Source organism: Microbulbifer agarilyticus, from assembly GCF_020171345.1.
GTDB lineage: Bacteria > Pseudomonadota > Gammaproteobacteria > Pseudomonadales > Cellvibrionaceae > Microbulbifer > Microbulbifer agarilyticus_D.
Genome location: NZ_JAIUZM010000001.1, coordinates 1,019,256 through 1,041,780, shown reverse-complemented (window position 1 = coordinate 1,041,780; position 22,525 = coordinate 1,019,256). Strand labels below are relative to the sequence as shown.

Annotated in this window: 20 protein-coding genes and 1 tRNA gene; 8 read left to right on the top strand and 13 right to left on the bottom strand. The window is 60.2% G+C overall.

Annotated features, from left to right (window positions below; translation table 11 throughout):
* Positions 1–3 precede the first annotated feature (3 nt).
* The 3 genes from mutY to LCM31_RS04255 form a co-directional block, all read right to left on the bottom strand.
* Positions 4–1,137 carry an A/G-specific adenine glycosylase gene (gene mutY / locus LCM31_RS04265; protein WP_224867822.1) on the bottom strand — a complete coding sequence of 378 codons (1,134 nt, stop codon included), beginning with the start codon at positions 1,135–1,137 and terminating at the stop codon, positions 4–6.
* 84 nt (positions 1,138–1,221) lie between these two features.
* On the bottom strand, positions 1,222–1,908 hold the full coding sequence (locus LCM31_RS04260; RefSeq protein ID WP_224867820.1) for a hypothetical protein: 687 nt from the start codon (positions 1,906–1,908) through the stop codon (positions 1,222–1,224).
* A gap of 54 nt (positions 1,909–1,962) precedes the next feature.
* Positions 1,963–3,045, bottom strand: a complete 1,083-nt coding sequence (locus LCM31_RS04255; protein ID WP_224867818.1) for an MBL fold metallo-hydrolase — start codon at positions 3,043–3,045, stop codon at positions 1,963–1,965.
* Between the two features lie 199 nt (positions 3,046–3,244).
* Here LCM31_RS04255 and LCM31_RS04250 point away from each other — a divergent pair, with 199 nt between their 5' ends.
* On the top strand, positions 3,245–4,429 hold the full coding sequence (locus LCM31_RS04250; RefSeq protein ID WP_224867817.1) for a glutathione S-transferase N-terminal domain-containing protein: 1,185 nt from the start codon (positions 3,245–3,247) through the stop codon (positions 4,427–4,429).
* A 137-nt stretch (positions 4,430–4,566) separates the two neighbouring features.
* Here LCM31_RS04250 and LCM31_RS04245 read toward each other — a convergent pair whose 3' ends face one another.
* The gene (locus LCM31_RS04245) at positions 4,567–6,363 is read right to left on the bottom strand and encodes an acyl-CoA dehydrogenase C-terminal domain-containing protein (protein WP_224867816.1); all 1,797 of its coding nucleotides are present in this window, start codon (positions 6,361–6,363) and stop codon (positions 4,567–4,569) included.
* 36 nt (positions 6,364–6,399) lie between these two features.
* A complete protein-coding gene (locus tag LCM31_RS04240) occupies positions 6,400–8,070 on the bottom strand; it encodes an AMP-binding protein (RefSeq protein WP_224867815.1) in 1,671 nt (556 codons plus the stop codon).
* A 203-nt stretch (positions 8,071–8,273) separates the two neighbouring features.
* Here LCM31_RS04240 and LCM31_RS04235 point away from each other — a divergent pair, with 203 nt between their 5' ends.
* Positions 8,274–9,683 (top strand): DsbA family protein, encoded by a 1,410-nt coding sequence (locus LCM31_RS04235; protein ID WP_224867814.1) that lies wholly within the window; start codon positions 8,274–8,276, stop codon positions 9,681–9,683.
* A 117-nt stretch (positions 9,684–9,800) separates the two neighbouring features.
* On the opposite strand, the gene LCM31_RS04230 is transcribed toward LCM31_RS04235, so the two are convergent.
* A tRNA-Arg gene (locus LCM31_RS04230) sits at positions 9,801–9,877 on the bottom strand.
* 240 nt (positions 9,878–10,117) lie between these two features.
* Between LCM31_RS04230 and LCM31_RS04225 the strand changes: the two genes are divergently transcribed.
* Positions 10,118–10,543 (top strand): c-type cytochrome, encoded by a 426-nt coding sequence (locus LCM31_RS04225; protein ID WP_224867813.1) that lies wholly within the window; start codon positions 10,118–10,120, stop codon positions 10,541–10,543.
* A 61-nt stretch (positions 10,544–10,604) separates the two neighbouring features.
* Here LCM31_RS04225 and LCM31_RS04220 read toward each other — a convergent pair whose 3' ends face one another.
* Genes LCM31_RS04220 through LCM31_RS04210 form a run of 3 tightly spaced genes read right to left on the bottom strand, consistent with a single transcriptional unit; the run spans position 10,605 to position 14,420 of the window.
* Positions 10,605–11,612, bottom strand: a complete 1,008-nt coding sequence (locus LCM31_RS04220) for a HupE/UreJ family protein (protein ID WP_224867812.1) — start codon at positions 11,610–11,612, stop codon at positions 10,605–10,607.
* Positions 11,609–12,493 carry a peptidyl-prolyl cis-trans isomerase gene (locus LCM31_RS04215; protein WP_224867811.1) on the bottom strand — a complete coding sequence of 295 codons (885 nt, stop codon included), beginning with the start codon at positions 12,491–12,493 and terminating at the stop codon, positions 11,609–11,611. The genes LCM31_RS04220 and LCM31_RS04215 overlap by 4 nt, the downstream gene beginning before the upstream one ends.
* A 31-nt stretch (positions 12,494–12,524) precedes the next feature.
* Positions 12,525–14,420, bottom strand: a complete 1,896-nt coding sequence (locus tag LCM31_RS04210) for a DUF3604 domain-containing protein (protein WP_224867810.1) — start codon at positions 14,418–14,420, stop codon at positions 12,525–12,527.
* Between the two features lie 274 nt (positions 14,421–14,694).
* Between LCM31_RS04210 and LCM31_RS04205 the strand changes: the two genes are divergently transcribed.
* Positions 14,695–15,060 carry a hypothetical protein gene (locus LCM31_RS04205; RefSeq protein ID WP_077399516.1) on the top strand — a complete coding sequence of 122 codons (366 nt, stop codon included), beginning with the start codon at positions 14,695–14,697 and terminating at the stop codon, positions 15,058–15,060.
* Positions 15,060–15,950 (top strand): hypothetical protein, encoded by an 891-nt coding sequence (locus LCM31_RS04200; RefSeq protein ID WP_224867808.1) that lies wholly within the window; start codon positions 15,060–15,062, stop codon positions 15,948–15,950. Before LCM31_RS04205 ends, LCM31_RS04200 begins: the two co-directional genes overlap by 1 nt.
* A gap of 55 nt (positions 15,951–16,005) precedes the next feature.
* On the opposite strand, the gene rep is transcribed toward LCM31_RS04200, so the two are convergent.
* The gene (gene rep, locus LCM31_RS04195; RefSeq protein ID WP_224867806.1) at positions 16,006–18,039 is read right to left on the bottom strand and encodes a DNA helicase Rep; all 2,034 of its coding nucleotides are present in this window, start codon (positions 18,037–18,039) and stop codon (positions 16,006–16,008) included.
* Positions 18,040–18,230: 191 nt separating this feature from the next.
* Between rep and LCM31_RS04190 the strand changes: the two genes are divergently transcribed.
* The 3 genes from LCM31_RS04190 to LCM31_RS04180 are packed head-to-tail and all read left to right on the top strand — an operon-like array spanning position 18,231 to position 19,473.
* Positions 18,231–18,464 (top strand): DUF3565 domain-containing protein, encoded by a 234-nt coding sequence (locus LCM31_RS04190; protein ID WP_224867804.1) that lies wholly within the window; start codon positions 18,231–18,233, stop codon positions 18,462–18,464.
* Positions 18,464–18,925, top strand: coding sequence for a YaiI/YqxD family protein (locus tag LCM31_RS04185; protein WP_224867802.1), 462 nt, complete (start codon positions 18,464–18,466; stop codon positions 18,923–18,925). The genes LCM31_RS04190 and LCM31_RS04185 overlap by 1 nt, the downstream gene beginning before the upstream one ends.
* A gap of 2 nt (positions 18,926–18,927) precedes the next feature.
* Entirely contained in the window at positions 18,928–19,473 is a 546-nt protein-coding gene (locus LCM31_RS04180; protein ID WP_224867800.1) for a GNAT family N-acetyltransferase, read from the top strand.
* Positions 19,474–19,497: 24 nt separating this feature from the next.
* Here the strand turns inward: LCM31_RS04180 and LCM31_RS04175 are convergent, their stop codons facing one another.
* Genes LCM31_RS04175 through LCM31_RS04165 form a run of 3 tightly spaced genes read right to left on the bottom strand, consistent with a single transcriptional unit; the run spans position 19,498 to position 22,515 of the window.
* Positions 19,498–20,802 carry a DASH family cryptochrome gene (locus tag LCM31_RS04175; RefSeq protein WP_224867798.1) on the bottom strand — a complete coding sequence of 435 codons (1,305 nt, stop codon included), beginning with the start codon at positions 20,800–20,802 and terminating at the stop codon, positions 19,498–19,500.
* A 26-nt stretch (positions 20,803–20,828) separates the two neighbouring features.
* The gene (locus LCM31_RS04170) at positions 20,829–20,993 is read right to left on the bottom strand and encodes a DUF2256 domain-containing protein (protein ID WP_224867796.1); all 165 of its coding nucleotides are present in this window, start codon (positions 20,991–20,993) and stop codon (positions 20,829–20,831) included.
* A 31-nt stretch (positions 20,994–21,024) separates the two neighbouring features.
* Positions 21,025–22,515: a YifB family Mg chelatase-like AAA ATPase gene (locus LCM31_RS04165; protein ID WP_224867794.1), complete on the bottom strand. Its 1,491-nt coding sequence runs from the start codon at positions 22,513–22,515 to the stop codon at positions 21,025–21,027.
* Between the last annotated feature and the right edge of the window lie 10 nt (positions 22,516–22,525).

Below are 22,525 nucleotides of genomic sequence, written 5' to 3'. Positions count from 1 at the left end.
CTCCTAACAGGGTGCCAATAGTGGGGCGCGCATGGCCGTTAATTGTTTGACCAGCTTGGCGATGGGCGCCGGCAGGCCGAGATCCTGTCCGGATCGGGGCCGGTCGAGCTGGCGCAGTTTATACCAGCCGCTGGCTCCTTCCGCTACCTGATCGGGCTTGCGCGGCAGACTTATCCACACCGGGTGGATATCCAGGTGGAAGTGGCTGAAGGTGTGGCGCATGGGTGGCAGGGCCTGCAGCTCGCTGGCGTCCAGGTCCTGTGCCGCCAGCCATTCCTGCGCGCTGGCTTCACCGCCGTCGTCCTCTTCCAGCTGTGGCGGTATCCACAGGCCACCCCAGATGCCGCTGGCCGGGCGCTGTTCCAGGTATAGCTCGCCATCGTGCTCGATCAGCAACAGGGTAGTCTGGCGTACCGGCTTTTCCTTCTTGGGCTTCTTGCCCGGGTAATCGGTGGGGTTGCCCTGGGCGTGGGCCACGCAGTGCTTGGCAAACGGGCAGCGCTCGCAGGCGGGCTTGGAACGGGTGCACAGGGTGGCGCCCAGGTCCATCATCGCCTGGGTGTAGTCGCCGGTGCGCTTGGCCGGGGTGTACTGCTCGGCGATCTCCCACAGGCCCTTGGCCACGGCGGTCTGCCCGGGCCAGCCTTCTACCGCGTGCATACGCGCCAGTACCCGTTTGACGTTGCCGTCGAGAATCGCCGCTTCCAGCCCCATGCTGATACTGGCGATGGCACCGGCGGTGGAGCGGCCGATGCCGGGCAGTTCGGCGAGGGCCCCCACGCTGCGGGGGAATTCGCCATTGTGTTCGTTGACCACGGTCTGCGCGCACTTGTGCAGGTTGCGCGCGCGGGCGTAGTAGCCGAGGCCGCTCCAGTGGGCCAGCACCTGGTCCTGGCTGGCGGCGGCGAGGGCTTCCACGGTGGGGAAGGACTCCATAAACCGCTGGTAGTAGGGAATAACCGCCGCTACCTGAGTCTGCTGCAGCATGATCTCCGATACCCACACCCGGTAGGGGTTGATGTCCTGCTGCCACGGCAGGTCGTGACGGCCGTGCTGGTCGAACCACTTGAGCAGGGTGCGCTGGAACTGGCTGGGGGAGATGGTTGCGGGCTTCGCGGAGATGGGCTTGGTGGACATGCTCTCGGGGCCGTGGAATCGGCAAGTAGGAACCTCGGGTGCAGCGAGTGTACCAGAGGTCCTACAGAACGTTAGAGTAGGACGTCAGAAGAGTTCGATCCGTTTGCCCCGTGGTTTGGGTTGTTTGTGTTCATCCGGTAGGGTGCACAGGCGGTCCATGCGGGTGGTGCTGCCGTCGGCGTATTCCCACACCAGCTGTTCGCCGTCCATGTAGCGTTTGACCACGATCGGGCCCCAGCCAAACACGCGGAACTCCAGTACGCCGTTGTTCCAGGTGGTGCCGGCGGAGCTGCGGGCGCAGAATTCACGCTCGCCAGCGGTGAACAGCACCGAGCCCTCGGTATCGTTGGAGGTGAGGCCGCCGGTGCTGTTGGGGCCCAGGTCGTGAATGATGCCGGCAGAAGTGATTACCACCCGCTCGCCGCACTGCTCGACGCGCTCCACATGGCCCTTGTGGCCGCCTTCCACGCCGATCCACAAGCCGCGCAGGTCGTCTGCGCCTTCAGACAGCGGCTCGGTGCACTCGGTCAGGATCGGCAGCGGGAAGTGTTCGTAGGCGCAGCCGGGGGTGTTGCCCTTGGGAATGTCGGCGGCCATCTTGCCGCTGCTATCCAGATCCGGCAGCGCGCAGTAATTGAGGGTACTGCCATCGTCGGCGAGGGTGGCGGGGTCGATGGTCAGTGGTGGGCGGGCAGAGAAAAAAGCCAGCCAAAAAGCCCAGGCGAAAAACACCACCAGGGCCAGTGCGGTGCGGGTGAGCCATTTTTTCATGCGGGTTTCCTGTACGGCGGTTTATTGTTTGCAGCGAGCATCGGCCCGCGGGGTTCAAAGGCCTTCGGAGACCAGGCGGATTTCGTCACTGCCGGTGGGCAGGGAGAACAGGGTGCCGTCGCGGGTGACGGTCACCGGGCCGGAATAGATCTCGTCGAGACCGTCCAAAAATATCGCTTCCATGGCCGGCACCCGCAGTGGCGGCACCAGGTGGTACAGGGCCAGATGGCCAACGCCGGCGCGCCGGGCGCTCTCGGCGGCCTCGCGCGGGTCGCTATGATAGTCCTGAATGTCATACATCACCTTGGCGGCGATGGCGTTACCGGTTTGCTTGCCCACCTTTTCGATGATGCCTACCAGTTTGCGCGACAGCGCCTCGTGTAACAGCAGGTCTGCGCCCTTGGCGAAGTGCTCGAGGTTGGGGGACTGTACCGTATCGCCACTGATAACCACGCTGCGGCCGGCGTAGTCGAAGCGGTAGCCCACGGCCGGTTCCACCGGCGCGTGCTCGACGCGGAAGGCGGTGACGCGCAGGCCGTCGCGGTCCCACACAATTTCACCCACGCCATCTGCCGGTACCGCAAACGGTTGCGCCACCATGCCCTTGCCGGACAGCGGTGCCACGGTATCGCCGTGGTGGTCGTGGCGGTACTGCACGTCGTGTGAATACGCCAGGTTAAAACCCTGTACCACCGGCTCGACGCCTTCCGGGGCAATCACCGGCAGGGGGCTGGTGTTGGCGCTGCTGGCCCAGCGCAGGGTGGCCACTTCACCGAGGCCGTCGATATGGTCGGAATGGAAGTGGGTCAGCAGTACCGCATCGATTTCGCCAATGGGCAGGCGCATCATGCCGATGGTTTTGGCACCGCCGCTGCCCGCGTCCACCATCAGTAAATTGTCGCCCGCCATCACCAGCAGGCAGGGGCCGGAGCGCTGCGGGTCGGCCATGGGGCTGCCGGCGCCGCACACGGCTACATGCAGGCCGTCGCCAAGTTCGGCCAGGGCATCGGCGGCCATTATGCGCGGCAGCGCACGCTCCAGTAGCACGGGGGCAATGTGTGCACGCTGGCTGAATAAAACCACGGCGACGATGGCAACTGCTCCGAGTGCGAGGGTTACTTTTCTATTCAAATTCACAGCGCGACTCCAGTGTCTCTCTTGTGCGTCTCTTGTGTCTATCTTGTACGTCTCGGGCACTGCTGCAGTGCCGCTGCGCGATCGCTTTACCTTGTGTCATACTTTATGCCATTATTTGTTGTGAAGTAAAGATAACCAATAAAAGTCTTCGTGGGGTCCGCTTCCGGCCACACGTATTATTGCCAGACCGGAGTTGCCGATGACTACCTCTCTTAACGCGCCCTACACGATGTATGGGATTCCCGCCTCGCTGTATACCGCCAAGGTGCGCTGCTATATGCGCAAGCAGGGGATTGGCTTTACCGAGTGCGGCGTGAACCACCCGCAATACCAGCAGGCGATCGTGCCGCAGCTCGGCCGCATCATCATGCCGGTGGTGGAGAGTGCCGCGGGAGAGGTGATCCAGGACGGTACCGATATTATCGATTACTTCGAGCAGCAGGGTTTGTACCGCCAGTCGGCTTACCCCGATACACCGCTGCAACAGACGGTGGCGCACCTGTTTGAGTTGTTCGGTGGCGAGGGCCTGTTGCGCCCGGCGATGCACTACCGCTGGCATTTCGACGAAGAAAACCTGGCGTTTTTGAAAAACGAATTCTGTGCGGGCCTGGTACCACCGGGCACGGATGAGAAGGGGCGCACACAGTTGTTCGACTGGGCCAGCGGGCGCATGCGCAAGGCCGCGGTCGGCTTCGGCGCACCGGTGGAAGCGCGCGCACTGATCGAGCAGTCGTATGCGGAATTCCTGGCGCTGTTCTCCGAGCACCTGAGCACGGTGCCCTATTTGCTCGGTGGCCGCCCAACCCTAGGTGATTACGGCCTCACCGGCCCACTCTATGGGCATATGGCGCGCGACCCCAAACCGGCCGCGCTGATGCGCGAGACGGCGCCGCAGGTGGCGCGCTGGGTGGAGCGTATGCATGCGCCGGAACAGGTGGCTGTGGAGTACGCGGAAGAATATGTGGGAGAGAACGCTCAGCTATTCGCCGACGAAGCCATTCCCGAAACCCTGAAGGCGCTGATGCGCTTTGTGGCCGAGGAATATCTGCCCGAGCTGGCAGCGCATGTGGCATTTGCCAATCAGTGGCTGCGCGAACGCCCGGACTTGGAAGACGGTAGCAACGGCCTCGAAGATCCCACCGCGCGCATTATCGGCAAGGCAGTGTTCCAGTGGCGCGGCATATCGTTGAGCACCTGGGTGATGCCGTACCGTTTCTACCTTCTGCAGCGTATCCAGGACTGCTACGACGGGGCAGCGCCCAGCGAGCAGGAAAAAATTGCCGCGTTGTTTGCGGAGACCGGGCTGGAAGCAATGCTGGCCCTGCGTACCGACCGCCGTGTGGAACGCAAGGCGCACCTTGAAGTTTGGGGGCCGCTGCGCTGATCGGCACGGGTTGAACGAATCTCCCAAAAATAATCAGGCCGCATCCAGCGGCCTTTTTTATGCGCCAAAAAAAGGCCCCACAAAGTGGGGCCAAGCATCGGCGCCAGGCGGTCTCGGGGGCCGCCATGCACGAGGATTTAAAAAGCGAAGTGCTCCGCCGCCATCGCCATCATGCTTTCTCCACCATTCTGGACACAGGCACTGTGACTCTTGGCACGGGGCAGAACCCGGTCAAAATAAAACGCACCGGTTTGTAGTTTGGCGGTGTAGAAATTGGCATCGCCACTGCCTTCGGCGAGTTTCTGCTGCGCGGTGGCCATCATGCGCAGCCAGTAGTAACCGAGCACCACGTAGCCGGCGAACATCAGGTAGTCCACCGAGGCCGCGCCAATCTCTTCCGGGTTGCTCATGGCACGCTTGCCGATTGTTGCGGTCAGCGATTGCAGTTCTTCCAGGTACTGGCCGATCACTGCTGCGTGTGCAGCCAGTTGTTCGTCAGTGCTGCACTCGCCGAGGAAGCTGCCCATTTCCTGCATAAAGCCTTTCAGCAATTCGCCCTGGCTGCCCAGCACCTTGCGGCCCAGCAGGTCGAGTGCCTGAATGCCGGTGGTGCCTTCGTACAGGCAGGAAATCTTGGTGTCGCGCATCAGCTGTTCCATGCCCCACTCGGAAATAAATCCGTGGCCGCCGTACACCTGTACACCGTGGCTGGTGGACTCCATGCCGGTCTCGGTGAGGAAGGCCTTGGCGATGGGGGTGAGCAGGGCCAGCTTGGCATCGGCGCGCGCGCGTTCGTCGGCGTCGGTGCCTTTGTGGGTGGTGTCGATCAGCATTGACAGGTCGGCGCTCATGGCACGCCCGCCCTCGGCAAATGCCTTCTGGGTCAGCAGCATGCGGCGCACATCCGGGTGCACGATGATCGGGTCGGCGGCGCCGTCCGGGTTTTTGGCACCGGACAGCGCGCGCATCTGCAGGCGCTCGCGGGCGTAGGCCAGCGAGCCCTGGAAGGCGGCTTCTGAAGCGGCCACGCCCTCGAGTGCTACACCCAGGCGCGCAGAGTTCATGAAGGTGAACATGCAATTGAGGCCGCGGTTGACCTCGCCAATCAGGTAGCCGCGGGCATCGTCAAAGTTGAGTACGCAGGTGGCGCTGCCCTTGATGCCCATCTTGTGTTCGATGGAGGCACAGTGCACACCGTTGCGTTCACCCAGGGAGGAGTCTTCATTGACGTTGACCTTGGGCACGATAAACAGCGAGATACCTTTGGTGCCCGCCGGGGAGCCGGGGATGCGCGCCAGCACGATGTGCACGATGTTTTCGGCCAGGTCGTGGTCACCGGCACTGATGAAAATCTTGCTGCCGTTGAGGCGGTAGCTGCCGTCATCATTGGCTTCGGCCTTGGTGCGCAACAGGCCCAGGTCGGTGCCGCAGTGGGGTTCGGTCAGGCACATGGTGCCGGTCCAGCGCCCTTCGACCAGTGCAGGCAGGAAGCGGGCTTTCTGTGCGTCGGTGCCGTGCGCCTCCAGCGTTGCCATGGCGCCATGGCTGAGCCCCGGGTACATACTCCAGCTGTGGTTGGCTGCGGATATCATTTCACTGATCGGTAGCTGCAGCGAGTGTGGCAGGCCCTGTCCGCCGAACGCCTCGTTCTGCGCCAGGGTTGGCCAGCCCGCTTCCATATACTGCTCGTAGGCTTCCCTGAACCCGTCGGGCGTGGTCACTTCACCGTCGTTCCACTGGCAGCCCTGCTCATCGCCGATGCGGTTCAGGGGCGCGACAACGTCTTCGACAAACTTGGCTGCTTCCTCATGGATGGCGTTGATGGTGTCTGCATCGACATCTTCGAAACCGAGTTTGCGGTAGTGGGTCTCGCAGTCGAACACTTCCTGGAGTACAAACTGCATGTCGCGCAGCGGGGCTTTATATTCGGGCATAACGATAACTCTCTAATACTTTGTTCGATCGGAAAATCAGGCTTCGGCAAGCAGTTTGCGCAGGTCTTTGCGCAGCACCTTGCCGACTGGGGTTTTGGGCAGCTCGTCCATCACCTCGAACTCCCGCGGCACCTTGTAGGCGGTGAGGTGCTGGCGGCAGTGGGCAATCAGTGCCTCGGTATCCAGTTCGCCCTCGTGAACCTCCACATACACACGGACTTTTTCTCCGGTCTGTTCGCAGGGCACGCCAATGGCGCCGGCGGTGGCGATGGACTCGTGCATCGCCACCACTTCCTCGATTTCATTCGGGAATACGTTAAAGCCGGACACTAGAATCATGTCTTTCTTGCGGTCGACAATGCGCAGCAGGCCATCCTCGCCCAGGGTGGCAATGTCACCGGTGGCCAGCCAGCCGTCGCGGATGACTTCTGCCGTGGCCTCCGGCCGCTGGTAATAGCCCTGCATGACCTGCGGCCCTTTCACCAACAGCTCACCGGGTTCGCCCGCGGCCACATCCTCGCCGTTTTCATCGACCAAACGCACGTCGGTGGAAGGCAATGGCACACCGATTGCGCCGCTGAAGTAATCCTGGGTGTAGGGGCTTACCGCTACGCAGGGGGAGCACTCGGTAAGGCCAAATCCCTCGAGCACGGCACAGCCGGTTTTTTCTTGCCACTTCTCGGCCACTGCGCGCTGGGTGGCCATGCCGCCGGCCATAGTTACCTTGAGGGCGCTGAAGTCCAGCTTGTCGAAGCCGGGGGTATTCATCAGGCCGTTGAACAGGGTGTTAACACCGGTGAAGAAAGTGAAGCGGTATTTGGACAGGGTTTTTACAAACCCGTCCATGTCGCGGGGGTTGGCGATCAGCAGGTTGCTGCCACCACTGAACATAAAGGCGAGGCAGTTACAGGTGAGTGCGTAGATATGGTAGAGCGGCAGCGCCGTGACCATTATTTCGTTGCCCTCTTCCACAATCGGCTCGATCATGGCGCGGGTCTGCAGCATGTTGGCGATGATATTGCGCTGGCTCAGTACCGCGCCCTTGGCCACACCGGTGGTGCCCCCGGTGTACTGCAGGAACGCGATGTCATCTCCGCAAACGGTCACCGGCGAAAGGCTCAGGCGCGCACCGCGGGCCAGTGCCTCGTTAAAGCCGATAGCGCCGGGTAGTTGGAACGCCGGCACCGCCTTTTTGACTTTGCGCACCACAAAATTAAGCAATTTGCCCTTGAGGCCGAGGCAGTCGCCCACCCCGGTGGTAATTACATTCACCACTGGCGTATCGTCGATAACTGCCTCGAGGGTGTGCGCGAAGATTTCGAAAATGACGATCGCCTTGCTACCGGAATCCTGCAGCTGATGGCGCAGTTCACGCTCGGTGTAAAGCGGGTTGACGTTGACCACGGTAATGCCCGCCAACTGTGCGCCAAACAGAGCGATGGGGTACTGCAGCAGGTTGGGTACCATGATGGCCAGGCGGTCGCCTTTAACCAGCCCCAGGTCCTGTTGCAGGAAAGCCGCAAATGCCTCGGCTTTTTCTCCCAGCTGGGCGTAGGTTAATTCGTAGCCCATGCTGATGAAGGACGGCTTGCTCGCGAATTTTTTAACCGATTCCTGAAAAACGTCATTGATGGAGGCGTGTGCATCCGGGTCAATTTCTGTGGGGACACCCGGTGGGTACAGGGTTTCTTGCCAGGGTCTATTCATTATTTTTTCCTCGCTGCTGCTGTGCTCGCTGCTTGGCGCCAAACGGGCTACTCGCGTTACTGTGGTACATCGCGCGCGGGTGCGCTTAGATGTAACGCTACGATACTAATTCTTGTAAGTAATTCTTGTCCGTAAGCCTAGATAGCAACCTTAAATATAATGTCATAAGATAGGACAATACAAGAGGCGGGAGAAAGATTGGGATGGCACAAGCATTCAAAGAGCAGGGCGGTGCGGCCACCATGGACCCGGGCAGATTGCTGCGCTGGCTGACGTCGAAGGTGATGACGCGGGTTTGTGCGCCACAGCGCCTGCAGGGGCGCCGCGACAAAGCGGAAGCCGCCCGCCAGCGCGACGGCGCCGCACATGTGGTGGAGTATTTCCACCAGGTGGACGACGGCTACAGCCATCTGGCCGCGCAAATGCTGGGGGCTCTGGCCGGGCGCTATGGTATTGAGCTGGTAATTCATCTGGTCAGCGCGCCGAGTGGTGACAATGTACCCGAGCCCGAATTGCTCGCGCGCCTGTCGCGGGTGGATGCCGCCCTGATCGCGCCGCACTACGGCCTGCGGTTTCCAGGGGGTGACGCGGCCCCGGCGCCGGAGCTGGTTGAGCAGGCCTCTGCCATCCTGTGTGCCCAGAGTACCAGCGGTTTTTTGGCGTGCGCCGCGGAAGTCGGGCAGGCACTGTGGTCCGGTGACCGGGCGCGTATGCAGGCACTCGTCGCGCGATGGGGCAGTGCCAGTGATGACCTGGTAGCGGAACGCATCGCCGCCGGTAATGCGCGGCGCCGTCAGCTCAAGCACTACGCCGGGGCCATGTTCTTTTATGGCGATGAATGGTATTGGGGTGTCGACCGCCTCTACCATCTGGAGCGTCGTTTGGCGGGGCTGGGTGCGGACCAGCTCCCTGCCAACCCCGCGCTGGCACCGCGCCCGCCCGTCGAGCCGATTCAGGGTAAAGCTGCGAGCAGCCTGACCCTGGAATTCTTCCCCTCCCTGCGCAGCCCCTACACCGCGGTTTGTTTTGACCGCGTGGTGGCGTTTGCCCGTGCGGCCGGTATCAAGCTGGTACTGCGGCCGGTGCTGCCGATGGTGATGCGCGGCGTACCGGCAACGCGCGAAAAAGGCATGTACATTTTTACCGACGCCGCGCGGGAAGCGCACGCGGCGGGAGTAGCCTTCGGTAATTTCTACGATCCGATTGGCGACCCGGTGCGCCGCGCTTATGCGCTGTACCCGTGGGCGTGTGAACAGGGGCGCGAAGTCGAGCTGATGTCCTGCTTCCTGCGGGGGGCGTTTGCCGAAGGCATCAATACCAATAAAGATCGGGGGCTGCGTTACGTGGTGGAGCAGGCGGGCCTCGATTGGCAGCAGGCACAGGACATCCTCAACGCAGACGCACGCACGCCTCAAGGCGAGCGCGTCTGGGAAAACGTGCTGGAGAGTAATCGCGAGGTGCTATACCAGGCGGGGCTGTGGGGCGTGCCGAGTTTCCGCTTGCTCGACCAGAACGGCCGCGAGCGGCTGGCGGTGTGGGGGCAGGACCGCCTGTGGTTGGTTTCCCGCACAATTCAGCAGTTGCTGGCGGAGCCGTCGGAACCTGTCGGCTGAGGCGTTTGCGCTGCGGTGGCTTTGCCGCCTCCGAGTCGAACCTGGGAACTGGGCAAAGCCCTCGGGCTTGGGACGATATATAAAAAAGGCCACCCAATGGGTGGCCTTTTTTATATATGGCCCGCCCGAGAGGATTCGAACCTCTGACCTTCGCCTCCGGAGGGCGACGCTCTATCCAGCTGAGCTACGGGCGGATTGGGGTGACCTTGGAGGTCAAAACGGCGCCAAATCAAGGGGTTACCGACATCTGGCGCGGACGCGGATTATACAGAAGGGCTATGGCAGGGCAAAGGAAATCCGGGAGATTTGCCCACTTATGGCTTACGGCCCTTCGCAGCGGGCGGCGCAATGCTTATAATGCGCGGCAATTTAGTAGAGGTTTGTGGCGATCGCGCCGGAATCTGCAGGCTGTATCTGGCCTTTAGGGGGAATGGATGAAGGTTGTATTCAATTTTGTAGCGGCTCTGGCCGTAGCGGTGGGCGCAGCAGTAGCGGTTGCCCAGAGCCAGTCTGTTGACGAAGAAATTGCCGAGCGCCTGGCGCCAGCGGGCAAGACCTGCATGCAGGGCGATGAGTGTGCGGCGGCAGCGCCTGCAGCCAGCGCATCTGCCGGCGGTACTCGCAGCGGTAGCGATGTGTACGGTGCGCACTGCGCAGCGTGCCACATGACTGGCGCCGCTGGTGCACCCAAGTATGAAGATGTCGCGGCCTGGGCGCCGCGCATTGGCAAGGGCATGGATACGCTCTATACCAATGCCATCAGCGGTATCGGTGCGATGCCGGCGAAAGGTCTGTGCATGACCTGCTCCGACGACGAGATCAAGGCTGCCGTTGACTACATGGTAGAAGGCAGCAAGTAAGCGACCGCTTACTTATCCCGCAAAAAGGCCGCTCACTGAGCGGCCTTTTTTGTTGCCCCGGCTATACGTAGAAGGCGCTAATGCGCTCGATGGTCCAGAACATGGCGATGCTGCCAATACTGTAGGCGGCGGCCAGCCGTGCCAGTTGTCGATAGCGCTGCGCGACCCCGAGTGCCAGGTAACCAAGGCATACCACCCCGGCCACAAACAGTAGCTGGCCGACCTCCACCCCGGCATTGAACGATAACAGCGCGAGCGGGATATCCGTCGCCGGCAAGCCGATTTCCGTCAGCGCGCCGGCAAAGCCAAAGCCGTGCAGCAGGCCAAAGCCAAATGCCACAAGCCAGGGGCTGCGGTGCGTCTGACCGGGTCGCCCGAATTGAGCGCGTACGATTTCTGCGGCCAGCAACAGGATGCTGAGGGCGATCACCGCCTCCACCGGTGCCTGTGGTATCTGGATTACCCCCAGCGACGCCGCACTGAGGGTGATGCTGTGGGCCACGGTAAATGCGGTGATGGTGGCCAGCAGGCGGCGCCAGCCAATCACGATCAGCAACAGCGCGAACACGAACAGCAGGTGGTCGATGCCGAGCAGTATGTGTTCGACGCCCAGAGTGAAATAGCTCCACACAATCGCCCCGGTACCGGGGGCGGCATCCACGATGGTGCTGTGTTGTCGGGGCGTCAGCCTGACGGTCTGGACGGGCCGGTCGACGCCGGCAATCCGCACCAGGGCATCGGTCATCGAGTGTTGCAGGCCGGCGATGGCAACGGGCTGCCCGTCGATACCGCCCTCGCAGGTTAGCCGCCAGCGATGCACGCGCGCTCCAGTGACTTCAAAGCTAACCCGGTCGCCCTGTTCACGGCAGTTTGCCGGCAAGGTAGGTTCCATCGGCGCGGGGATGCCACCCTTGATGGGCATTTTCCACAACACCTCCCATACATCGTTGCTGGCTTCTTTGAGCTCCAGATACGCGGGCTTTATTTCGTGGGCATGGCTGAGCGGGCTGGCCACAAGCACGAGTGGTAACAGGATTCCCAATCCCAGTAGACGCAATATCCGTCTCATTCGGCTGCGACCTCAACCTTAACCTCAACCTCAACCGGCGCCAGCAAGTGCTGCGCCGCCTCCGGTATCAACACCTGATACTGCGCGCGCAGTGATTGGTAGAGGGCCGCTTGTGCCTGCTTGCGTTCTGCCTGTCGCCAGGCCCCTTCCACCGCATCACGTACCTCGGCCAGCTTGGCATTGCGGCCTGGCTGGTGGCTGGCAATTCGCACCAGATGCATGCCGTAACTGGACTGGATGGGGCCGTGCCACTGGCCGCTGGGGATATTCGCCAGCGCAGTGGCAAAGCCTTCGCCGAAGGTGCGGCCGATTGTCTGGGTGTCGGTATCCGCGACCTCAGCCGGGAGCATGATTGGGTCACTGAACTGGCGGTGATCCACGGATGCTGCCCCGCGCAATTGCGCGAGGAGCTCCAATACATCCGCATTGCTGTAGCGGTGGGCCGGATCCAGATAAACCTGATCGAAACTGTAACGTGCCTGCGCGGTAAACGCGGTGGGGTTGCTGTCCAGATACCCCTGCAGCTCTTCGTCACTGGGCTGGCGCATTTGCGCGATATCGGCCGAAATGAATTCCATTTTTTGCGCGAGCCGGCGTCGCACCAGTGCATCATCGCGATCCAGCCCGAGTGCCAGCGCCTCCCGGTAGAAGATCTCCTCGCGAATATCATTCTCTAACAGCGCGGAGAGTTCGTTGGCGGTGGGAAGCCGCTGCCATTTGCGCTCGAACAGTGCCACATGCCGCTCAATGTCCTGCGCGGAGACAGCGATCTGCTTTTCCCCAACATTCGCATCTCCCGGTGCCATCGCATAGAGCGCGAACACCAGCCCGCCGATAACAGCGAAATGCAGCAGCGGCTCTTTGATTATTTTTTTGATCATGGAATGCCCCTGAGGTTAAGTTTTTCGGGCGTTAACTCGGGTTGTACCAGATGGGCGAGGTGTAGGCGCGTTCCTGTGAAGACAGGCGCGTGCCCTTGGGCATTTTCAGGCCGTAGTACTTTGCGTCGTGAGCCAGCCAGGTGGGCGTGGGAATTTCCAGCACGCGGATGTAATAAAACGCTTTCTCTTCCGGATCGAATTCCGGGTCTTTCCAGTAGGCCTGTAAAAAGGGCGCGCCAATGGTATTGGTGAAGCTCGCGTCGGCTTCATTCACGGTATTGCCTACCGCCGTTCTGCAGCGGCCGCTGCTGTCAATCTTGCGATCACCCGAGACGGCGACGTCGTAAATGCGCTCGTGGGTTTTGCCATCTTTGTCGAGCCAACCCTTTACCACCTGAATGCGATCCAGGTTGCCGCCTTCGACTTCGCGCATGGCGCGCACCAGGAAGGTCGGTGCTTTGCCGTTGGGCGCGCGAGTCAAGTCACCACCCATGGGGACGCCCTTGTCGTAACCGATTTTTGCGAACTCCGAACTGGCCAGGTCGTCTTCGGAAAAATCCCAGCCGCCAAACACCCGCACCTGCAGGCGGGTACCGCTGGTGCCGTAGGCCTCTTTGCGCTCCATGGCATCAAACAGGGCGGGGCGGGTGTTCTCGTTGGCCCAGACCGCAACCAGCCCGGATGCCTGCAGGTCCACCGCAGAAATATTCAGGTTCGGATCCACCAGGGATTTGATCAGTACATCCTTGTAGCGCTCCGGGCTTGGCTCCACAAAGTGCGCCTTGCCGAACCAGTTGTTCTCCGCGGCGGTGGCAAGGCCGGTGTGATTATCTGTGCTGCCGATCAAACCGAATTTAAACGGGTTGGTGCCGTAGGTTTCCTGCAGGGCCAGGCCATCTTTTAATGCCTCCCGCGCATACTCGTTTGCCAGCATGTCGTTGGTTTTGGGGGCGGAGCCCTGCAGGTTGGTTTTATCCAGCAAACCAAAATCGGCGAATTCATCTTTGGGCGAGAGATACGGATGGGCCTCCCCGGTGCCCTTGGCCTGGGTGATTTCTACCAGCGGTTCGCGCTTGGCCCGAACTTCCACATAGTTTCGATCCCACTTGGAGCCATCAAATTTCTTTTTCTCAAAGAAGCGGCCGTTACTGAGGTTACCGTTGTGGGGGATGGCCAGCATGCGGCCGCCGGTGGTCTGCTCGTAGCGGTCCATGTACTTCCACAGCTCTTCCGGTGCTTCAGAATCGTAGGCGGAAAACGGCACCACCTGCTTTGCCTTGTCACCGTCGTCGCGGAAGATCACTACCCGGTGCAGGTTGTTGCCGTCAGGGTGCGAGGTCCACTCGAATCCGATAAGCGCGGTGAAGGCGCCCGGTTGATTGTGTTTCTCTGCGGCATCCACGATCTCGCCCCAGGCAGACTTGGTCATCTCCGGGCTATCGAACGGCTTCTCGGAGCCGAAATTCAGCCACTCGATAAAGGCATCATAGCCTTTGCCCGCCTTGACCATGTCGTGCCACTTCTTGCCCAACGGATCATTCAGTACAGACGGATCCGACTTGCGGATAAACGGGGCCAGCCCGAGAAGCTCGGCGTGATCGGCGACGACCAGGAAATCCAGCGGCGCCCGCAGTCGCGCCTTCTGCCCGGTTTGCGATTCCACCACCGCACCCTTGGCAAACCGATAGGCCTCATCCGGGCCAACTTTTTCCTGCCCGGCCATGCCGGCATCGGTGGAGTAGCTGGTGTGCAGGTGGGTGTCACCAAAATAGACCCGGCGCGGAAAGTTCTCTGCGGGGTAGGGTGAATAAATACGGTCTTTCGGCGCCGGCTCGAACTTCGCCCCCTGCGCCAGCGTTATCGGGCTGGCCAGAACAGCAAGCAGAAGGACACAAAGTGACGCGGGCAGGGTGGACGGGAGGCGCATGGGCAGGGTGCTCCGATTGGATCAACTGCCCAACTATAGAAGATGAAGAGGCTGTGCTTGCGCGAACGCTTCGTTCAGGCGGATATATCGTCGCCGATGTTGGTAGTGCCGCAGTCGGTGCCGGCACAAAAGATGTTTGTCGCGCCACTGGTGCGATCGCTTCGTGACACGCGTCTCATTTTCCTTTAGCGTGTTTTTCCTCTTTGTGAGCATTTTTACAGAAATTTTTTCTGAATAAGTATTGCGGTGGAAAATAATATCAAAGGAGATCCGAGTGTCTTACGAGTGGAGAAATAACCTGGCCTGTTTGGCTACCTACAAGATCTTGTCCGGCCAGAACAAGATGGACCAGTTTGATTCAGAAGACTATCCGCTTGCGCAGGCTGGTGATCTCAAGCTTAAGAACCTGCGCTTTCGCATCACCAGCACCAGCAATTTTGATGGCTATGAAGCAAAGCCTACCGCGCTGATGTTTTTTCGCGCGTTGCGAGACGATTACAGCCCCAAGAAAGAACAGCGGGAAATGACCAGCGAGCAATTCCTTGGAGAGTTAATCGAATTGTTTGCCAGCGATGAAAAAACCTTGACCGACCTGGCGTCGACGGTGGATCGCTTCTGCAAGTTTGAGGATGAATTCTGATGCCCATTAGCAAGATACGTTGGGCCCTGGGCTCACTCGCCGCATTAATTCTCACTTTTCCGGCCCACGCAGATGGGCAGGAAGAAAAAAGGTTGGTTTCTCCCATAGTGGTCACTGGTGATTCTGGGGCTGCAGTATTGGGGCTTGCCTATGAATTCAAGCGCAAGTCGTCGCGTGATTTCTCCAATCCCGCCGCTGATGGTGGTGATGATTGGGAGGAAATCGATACCGATAAGCTGGAGTGGGGCTATACCCTGAAAGGTACCATTACGGGTGATCCGGAAAACAATCCGGAGAACTTTATGGAGTTCGACCTTTTCCTGAATTACGTGAAGCTTGCGGACCTTAAGTCAATTAGTGACTGCCAGAGTATTACTTGCGATCCCTGGCAGCACCAATTCGGCGGCGTTTACAAATACGAGGCGGACCAGTCTTTAGATGATAAGCAAACGGTGTTGGGGCTGCGCTACCTGTCCCACTATGGTTTCCGTGTGCCGGGTACCTATAAAACGAGTAGCGACTTGTATCTAAGCGTGGCTTTTGGGGAAGTCACTCCGATAGCGGACGGCGAGCGCCAGCAAATACTCGGTGATGCATTGGAGTCATTTAATCGCTGGGATCTTCAGGCCCTTTACAAGGTTCGGGTGGATCAATTACTTGGGGATTATGCCGAAGACCTGGAGTTGAGTTACCGTTACTTTTCCGAGGTGGACGCACCTCAGGTTATCGAGCAGGCGGAGCTGGACCGGTTCGGTCATGCCAAAGCGGTCCTCAATCTGAAAAACAATATGTTTATTGCTTATACCGATGGCGAGTTGCCATTGGATCGGGCTGCGGATAGTACCTTCAAGCTGGGCTGGAACTGGGACCTGGCGGCACTGGGGTTGTAAGTTCGGTGCCGAGGTGACGGCGGTGCTATCTATTTATAGCGCCGCCTGTTTCCACCTAGTCAAACATACTCAGCAACGATCCGAGCGTCTCGTTACCCTTGGCCTGATTCTGCTCCGGCGACGCCTTGCCAAAGCCCTCGAAGATACAGTCCTCTTCGGGTAGCTCCTCGAGGAAGCGGCTCGGCGTAGTGTCCTGATTTTCCCCAAACATTTTGCGCTTGCCGGCCAGGGTCATGGTCAGGGTTTTCTGCGCGCGGGTGATGCCCACGTAGGTGAGGCGGCGCTCTTCCTCGATATTATCGTCTTCGATGCTATTGCGGTGCGGCAACAGGTTTTCTTCCATACCGATCATAAACACGTGCGGGTATTCCAGACCCTTGGAGGCATGCAGGGTCATCAGGCTGACCTTGTCGGTGGCTTCTTCCTCTTCCTGGCGGTCCAGCATATCGCGCAGGATCAGTTTGGAAATGGCCTGCTCCAAGCGCACATCCTGTTCCAGCTCGTCGTCGGTGCCTTCCATGGTTTTCATCAGCGAGTCGAGCAGCCAGTACACGTTTTCCATGCGCTTCTCGGCCACCTTCTCGCTACTGGCATTTTGTGACAGCCAGCCGGCGTAATCGATATCGTCGAGCATCTCGCGTAATGCCGATTCCGCACTGCTGTTGGCACAGTTGCGGGATACACCCTCCAACCAGAGGGCGAAGCGGTTCAGGCGCTCGTAGCCCGCCTCGGAGATGTGCTCCTTGAAGCCGATTTCGGTACACGCGCTCAGCATGGAGATCTCGCGCCCTTTGGCATAGTTGCCCAGGGCTTCCAAGCTACTGGTGCCGATCTGGCGGCGCGGGGTGTTGATGATGCGCAGGAAGGCGTTGTCGTCGTCCGGGTTGACCAGCAGGCGCAGGTAGGACATCACGTCCTTGATCTCGGCGCGGGCAAAAAAGCTGGTGCCACCGGAGAGCTGGTAGGGAATCTGGTTTTCCTGCAGCTTCATTTCGATCAGGCGCGCCTGGTGGTTGCCGCGGTAGAGCACCGCGAAGTCCATAAACTTGCAGCCGCGGCGGGCCTTTTGCAGGAAGATCTCGTTGGCTACGCGCTCGGCTTCCTCGTTTTCGTTGGCCACCTTGAGTACGCGGATCTCGTCACCGAGGCCGCGGTCGGACCACAGTGCCTTGTCGAATTCGTGCGGGTTGTGCGCGATCAGGTGGTTGGCCACCTTGAGGATGCGGCTGGTGGAGCGGTAGTTCTGCTCCAGCTTGATCAGGCGCAGGTTGGGGTAGTCCTGCTTCAGCTGGCTCATGTTTTCCGGGCGCGCTCCGCGCCACGCGTAGATAGACTGGTCGTCGTCACCTACCACGGTGAGGCCACCGCCGCTGCCCACCAGCATTTTCACCAGCAGGTACTGGGAGCTGTTGGTGTCCTGGTATTCGTCCACCAGCAGGTAGCGGATCTTGCGGCGCCAGCGCTGCAGCAGCTCGGGGTCAGTATCGAAAAGCTCCACCGGGATCATGATCAGGTCGTCAAAGTCCACGGAGTTGTAGGCCTTGAGGGCGTCGCAGTAGCGCCCGTAGGCAACCGCCATGGCCTGCTCACCGGGGCTCTGGGCCATTTCCAGCGCCTTGCGCGGGGTGAGCATGTCGTTCTTCCAGTTGGAAATCTGGTTCTGTACCCGGTCCAGCAGGTCGGTATCCAGGTCGCCGTCGCGCAGCATCAGCTCCTTGATCAGGGCGCGGGCGTCTTCGGCGTCAAAGATGGAGAAGCCCGGCTTGAAGCCGGCGGCGCGGTATTCCTTGCGCAGGATGTTCAGGCCCAGGTTGTGGAAGGTGGACACGGTCAGGCCGTGGGAGGCCTTGGATTTCTTGCCATCTGGGCCGGTGACCAGCTTGCCGACCCGCTCCTTCATCTCCCGCGCGGCCTTGTTGGTAAACGTCAGTGCAGCGATGTTTCGCGCCTGATAGCCGCATTCTTCGATCAGATAGGCGATTTTTCGCGTAATTACACTGGTCTTGCCGGAGCCGGCACCGGCCAGTACCAGACAGGGCCCGTCGATGTATTTGACGGCTTCCGCCTGGCGTGGATTGAGCTTGGTCATAAGCGAAACAGGATCGAGATACAGCTGGGTTGGGCGACAGAGTTGGGCGATTTTACCAGCGCAAGGGCCGCTTGGCTGTGCCTGTGGGCAGGTTTTATTGTGACCAGCAGGACGGTGCTTTTACCCAGGCCGGGATTTTGTCTATAAAGGACGGCCCAACCAAGGTGGGGCTTACTAGAGGGGGAAGCGCAATGCAGCAGCCGATCACCGGCTATCATCGCGATGACGAGGGCCACTGGGTGGCGCAGCTCGCCTGTGGCCACAACCAGCATGTACGTCACGACCCACCGTGGCAGAATCGGCCGTGGGTCACTACCGCGGAGGGCCGGGCCAAGATGCTGGGGTTCAAGCTCCAGTGCAAAAAGTGCGACGAGGGTGCCCCCTTGGATGAACAACCGCCCTCACAATCGAGAGAGTCCAATTAATGCCGAAGATCTGGGTGGACGCCGATGCCTGTCCCACCGTTATCAAAGAAATTCTGTTTCGTGCTGCCGAGCGCACCAAGACCGAACTGACCCTGGTGGCCAACCAGTATGTGCGTGTGCCGCCCTCCCAATATATTCGCGCGGTGCAGGTGACCGCGGGCTTTGACGTAGCCGATAACGAAATCGTGCAGCGCTGTGAGGCGGGCGACCTGATTATTACTGCGGATATCCCGCTGGCGTCGGAAGTGATCGACAAGGGGGCCACCGCGTTGAACCCGCGCGGCGAGAAATATTCCAAGGCCAATATTCGCGCGCGCCTGAATATGCGCGATTTTATGGAGACCTTGCGCTCCAGCGGCGTGCATACCGGCGGGCCGCCGCCGCTCGGGCAGCAGGAGCGCAAGGCGTTTGCCGATCAGCTGGACCGCTGGCTGGTGCAGTGTCGTCGCAGTGGGAAATAACAATGGCTGTGGAAATTGCACAACCTAAAACAGAGCGTCTGCAACTTCGTCAATGGCGCGATAGCGACCGGGCACCGTTTGCCGCAATGAACGCTGACCCGGTGGTGATGGAATATTTCCCCAAGCTGCTGAGCCGTGAAGAGAGCGATGCCGGCGTCGACCGCCAGATTGCGCATGTCGAAAAACACGGTTGGGGTTTCTGGGCAATAGAGACTCTGGCAGACAAGCAATTTATTGGTTTCGTTGGCATCAAAAATGTTACCGAAGATATGCCGTTTGCACCGGCGGTGGAGATTGGCTGGCGCCTGGCACCCGCTGCCTGGGGCAAGGGTTACGCTACCGAAGCCGCGCGTGCGAGTCTCGAGTACGGGTTTACCCGGTTAGGGCTTGAGGAAATTGTCTCGTTTGCCGTAGTTAGTAACCTGCGTTCGCGTGCGGTGATGGAAAAGCTGGGCATGGTGCGGGAAGATAACTTTTTGCATCCGGGATTACCCTCCGGACACCCGATGCAGGACCATGTGTTGTACCGGCTATCGCGATCTGCGTGATCGTTGTGCGTGTTTAATTTCGAGCTAATTACCTAACCACAACGTACGATACTGTTTATCCGGATCGTAATTTTCCGCTTGCCGCTCGATATTAAATCGCCGGTCGCGCGGATCATTCCCCACGCCACTGTTATACATCCAGTTGCCGTAGTTACTGTGCACGTCATAGTCGATGAGCTGGCTTTCAAACCAGGCGGCGCCGGCGCGCCAGTCCTGCTGTAATTCCTTCGCCCAGTAGCTCGCCACATTCTGCCGCCCACGGTTGCTCATCCAGCCGGTGGCGGCGAATTCGCGCATATTGGCGTTGACGAAATCGTAGGGCGTGCGCCCGTCTATCCATGCCGCGAGTTTTTCCGGGTCCAGCTGCCACGCGTATTCCCGCGCGCGAATACCGCTGAGGGCGAACAGGCGATCGCCGTGCTTTAGTGATATGTACTTGAAGTAGTCGCGCCACAGCAGTTCAAACTGCAGCCAGTAGGTATCTTCGTTGGCCTGTACCTCCCGCTCGAAACGTTTCAGTTCGGCATACACCTCCCGTGCCGACAGGCTGCCATTGGCCAGCCAGGCGGAGAGCTTACTGCTGTACTCGGTGCCGATTAATCCGTTGCGGGTTTGCTTGTAGCGGGTAATGTTTTCGCTACGCCAAAAATAGTCTTCCATGCGCTGCCTGCCCGCGGAACTACCGCCGACAAAGGGAAAAGCACTGCGTGGATCCGCTGCCGGCTGTTCCAGACCAAGTCCTTCGAGAGCCGGTAACGGCGAGCTGCCACCCGCCGCGGTGAGATTTTTTACGGGTCGCGGTATGGGGGTGGGCAGTGGCGAGCGTATGGGTAACTGTTGTTCAACCACCTTGCGGAACTGGGTAAATACTTCCGGTAACTCTGCGACTTCCGCAAACGGCAGGTCGTCGGGGTGGATGAGAAACTGGTCGTAATCGACGTGGAGGTGCACTGCGTCCATGGCCGATGCCGCTTGCAGTGACGCCAGCGCAGTGCGCTCATCGCGGGTCCACTCACGTTGCAAAAACAGCTTGGTTACTCCGTGTTCGGCGACAAGCTCTGGAATAATCTGTGCAGGTGCACCCAAGCGTATCAGTAGCGGAATATTGAGGTCGGTTAGCTGTTGTTGTAAATCTTCCAGACTCTGCAGGAGAAACTGCGCGCGAAATTTTCCGGTGCGCGGGAATCCGAACGGATCGCTGCTGAAAAACTGCGGATCAAAACAGTAGAGGGCGATAATTGGTTCATCACCATGTTCTGGCGCGCAGGCTCGAGTCAGCGCCCGATTGTCATGGCTGCGCAGATTATTGAGAAACCAGACCAGCTTCATTTAGCCTCCGCTACTGCTTTTCGTCGCTAGTTTTCGTCGCGACTTTTCATCGCGCTTTTGCGACGCTGTCGCCGGCAGCGTTCACTGCAGTAACGCACTTCGTGCCAGCAGCGCTTCCATTTCCGCCGCCAGCTGAAAGGGCGCCCGCATACCGGACAGATTTTTTCTGGTAGCGCGTTTTTCCGAGTCACTTTCTACTCTAGCGTGAAATAGACGGCATGCTCAGGCGGGGATAGCGGTTTTGCGATCCAGGTTGCGGTAGGCCAGAGCCTCGGCGATGTGCGCTGTGCCGATATGTTGCTGCTCACTCAGGTCCGCCAGGGTGCGTGCCACTCGCAGTACCCGGTGGTAACTGCGCGGAGACAGCCCGAGCTTTTCTACCGAGGCGCGCAACAGTGCGCTCTCGGCTTTTCCCAAACGACAGTATTCATCCAGTTCACTGCCCTGCAGCTCGCCGTTGATCTTCCCTTGCCTTTGCAATTGTGACTGACGTGCGCTGCGCACCCGATTCCGTACCACTGCCGAGGATTCTCCAGCGGGCGAATCCTGCAGTTGGGCCGCGCTCATGCTGGCGACTTCTACCTGCATATCGATGCGGTCCAGTAGCGGGCCGGAGAGTTTGTTGCGGTAGCGGTCGATCTGATCCGGGGTGCAGCGACAGCGGGGTTCTCCCAGATAGCCGCAGGGGCAGGGGTTCATTGCCGCAACCAGCTGGAATTGGGCGGGAAAGGTGACCTGGGCGCGGGCGCGGGAAATGCGTACCTCGCCGTTCTCCAGTGGCTCGCGCAGAATCTCGAGCGCCGCACGGGGGAATTCCGGCATCTCGTCGAGAAACAGTACGCCGCGGTGGGCGAGGCTGATTTCCCCCGGGCGCGGGTTGCTGCCTCCGCCCACCAGTGCGGTAGGCGAGGCGGAATGATGTGGTGCACGGAAAGGCCTTTGGCTCTCCCGCGCGAGCCCTGCACTGGAATAGAGCGCGGCGACCTCGATGCGCTCGCGCTCGGTCAGTGGCGGCAGTATTCCCGGCAGGCGGCTGGCGAGCATGGTTTTGCCGGTACCTGGCGGTCCGTAAAACAATAGGTTGTGCGATCCAGCGGCAGCCACCTCGAGAGCGCGCCGCGCTTTCAACTGTCCGCGCACGTCGGCGAGGTCCGCATACAATGCTTCTTCTATGGATTCATCGCCGACGGCATCGGGCAAGGGCTCGCGCCCGTGCAGTTGCGCACAGACCTGCAGCAGGCTGTTAGCGGATTTGACCGGGGTCTTGATCAGCGCCGCTTCCGGCGCCGACTCTGCCGAAATCACCAGGGTGCGGCCGCTGTCGCCGCAGGCCATGGCCGCGGGCAGCCCCCCGGGCACCGGGCGCAGGCCGCCGGACAGGGCCAGCTCACCGATAAATTCAAACTGCTCCAGGGTTTCTCCGGGTATCTGGCCGGAGGCGGCCAGCACGCCCAGGGCAATCGCCAGATCGTAGCGCCCGCCGGCCTTGGGTAGATCGGCGGGCGCCAGATTCACGGTGATACGCCGCTGGGGAAACTCGAAATGGCTGTTGATAATGGCGCTGCGCACGCGATCGCGGCTTTCGCGCACGGCGGCTTCCGGCAAGCCGACAATATTGAATGCGGGCAAACCGTTGGCGAGGTGGGTTTCTACGGTGACCAGTGGCGCCGCGACCCCCAGTTGGGCACGGGCATAGGTAATGGATAGGCTCACTTTTCTTCCT

What these genes read in the sequence shown, in the direction of transcription:
- mutY (WP_224867822.1), bottom strand. Translation starts at nt 1,137, where the DNA reads ATGTCCACCAAGCCCATCTCCGCGAAGCCCGCAACCATCTCCCCCAGC.
- LCM31_RS04250 (WP_224867817.1), top strand. Translation starts at nt 3,245, where the DNA reads ATGACTACCTCTCTTAACGCGCCCTACACGATGTATGGGATTCCCGCC.
- LCM31_RS04200 (WP_224867808.1), top strand. Translation starts at nt 15,060, where the DNA reads ATGCCCATTAGCAAGATACGTTGGGCCCTGGGCTCACTCGCCGCATTA.
- LCM31_RS04210 (WP_224867810.1), bottom strand. Translation starts at nt 14,420, where the DNA reads ATGCGCCTCCCGTCCACCCTGCCCGCGTCACTTTGTGTCCTTCTGCTT.
- LCM31_RS04225 (WP_224867813.1), top strand. Translation starts at nt 10,118, where the DNA reads ATGAAGGTTGTATTCAATTTTGTAGCGGCTCTGGCCGTAGCGGTGGGC.
- LCM31_RS04260 (WP_224867820.1), bottom strand. Translation starts at nt 1,908, where the DNA reads ATGAAAAAATGGCTCACCCGCACCGCACTGGCCCTGGTGGTGTTTTTC.
- LCM31_RS04235 (WP_224867814.1), top strand. Translation starts at nt 8,274, where the DNA reads ATGGCACAAGCATTCAAAGAGCAGGGCGGTGCGGCCACCATGGACCCG.
- LCM31_RS04175 (WP_224867798.1), bottom strand. Translation starts at nt 20,802, where the DNA reads ATGAAGCTGGTCTGGTTTCTCAATAATCTGCGCAGCCATGACAATCGG.
- LCM31_RS04240 (WP_224867815.1), bottom strand. Translation starts at nt 8,070, where the DNA reads ATGAATAGACCCTGGCAAGAAACCCTGTACCCACCGGGTGTCCCCACA.
- LCM31_RS04215 (WP_224867811.1), bottom strand. Translation starts at nt 12,493, where the DNA reads ATGATCAAAAAAATAATCAAAGAGCCGCTGCTGCATTTCGCTGTTATC.
- LCM31_RS04190 (WP_224867804.1), top strand. Translation starts at nt 18,231, where the DNA reads ATGCAGCAGCCGATCACCGGCTATCATCGCGATGACGAGGGCCACTGG.
- rep (WP_224867806.1), bottom strand. Translation starts at nt 18,039, where the DNA reads ATGACCAAGCTCAATCCACGCCAGGCGGAAGCCGTCAAATACATCGAC.
- LCM31_RS04185 (WP_224867802.1), top strand. Translation starts at nt 18,464, where the DNA reads ATGCCGAAGATCTGGGTGGACGCCGATGCCTGTCCCACCGTTATCAAA.
- LCM31_RS04220 (WP_224867812.1), bottom strand. Translation starts at nt 11,612, where the DNA reads ATGAGACGGATATTGCGTCTACTGGGATTGGGAATCCTGTTACCACTC.
- LCM31_RS04180 (WP_224867800.1), top strand. Translation starts at nt 18,928, where the DNA reads ATGGCTGTGGAAATTGCACAACCTAAAACAGAGCGTCTGCAACTTCGT.
- LCM31_RS04245 (WP_224867816.1), bottom strand. Translation starts at nt 6,363, where the DNA reads ATGCCCGAATATAAAGCCCCGCTGCGCGACATGCAGTTTGTACTCCAG.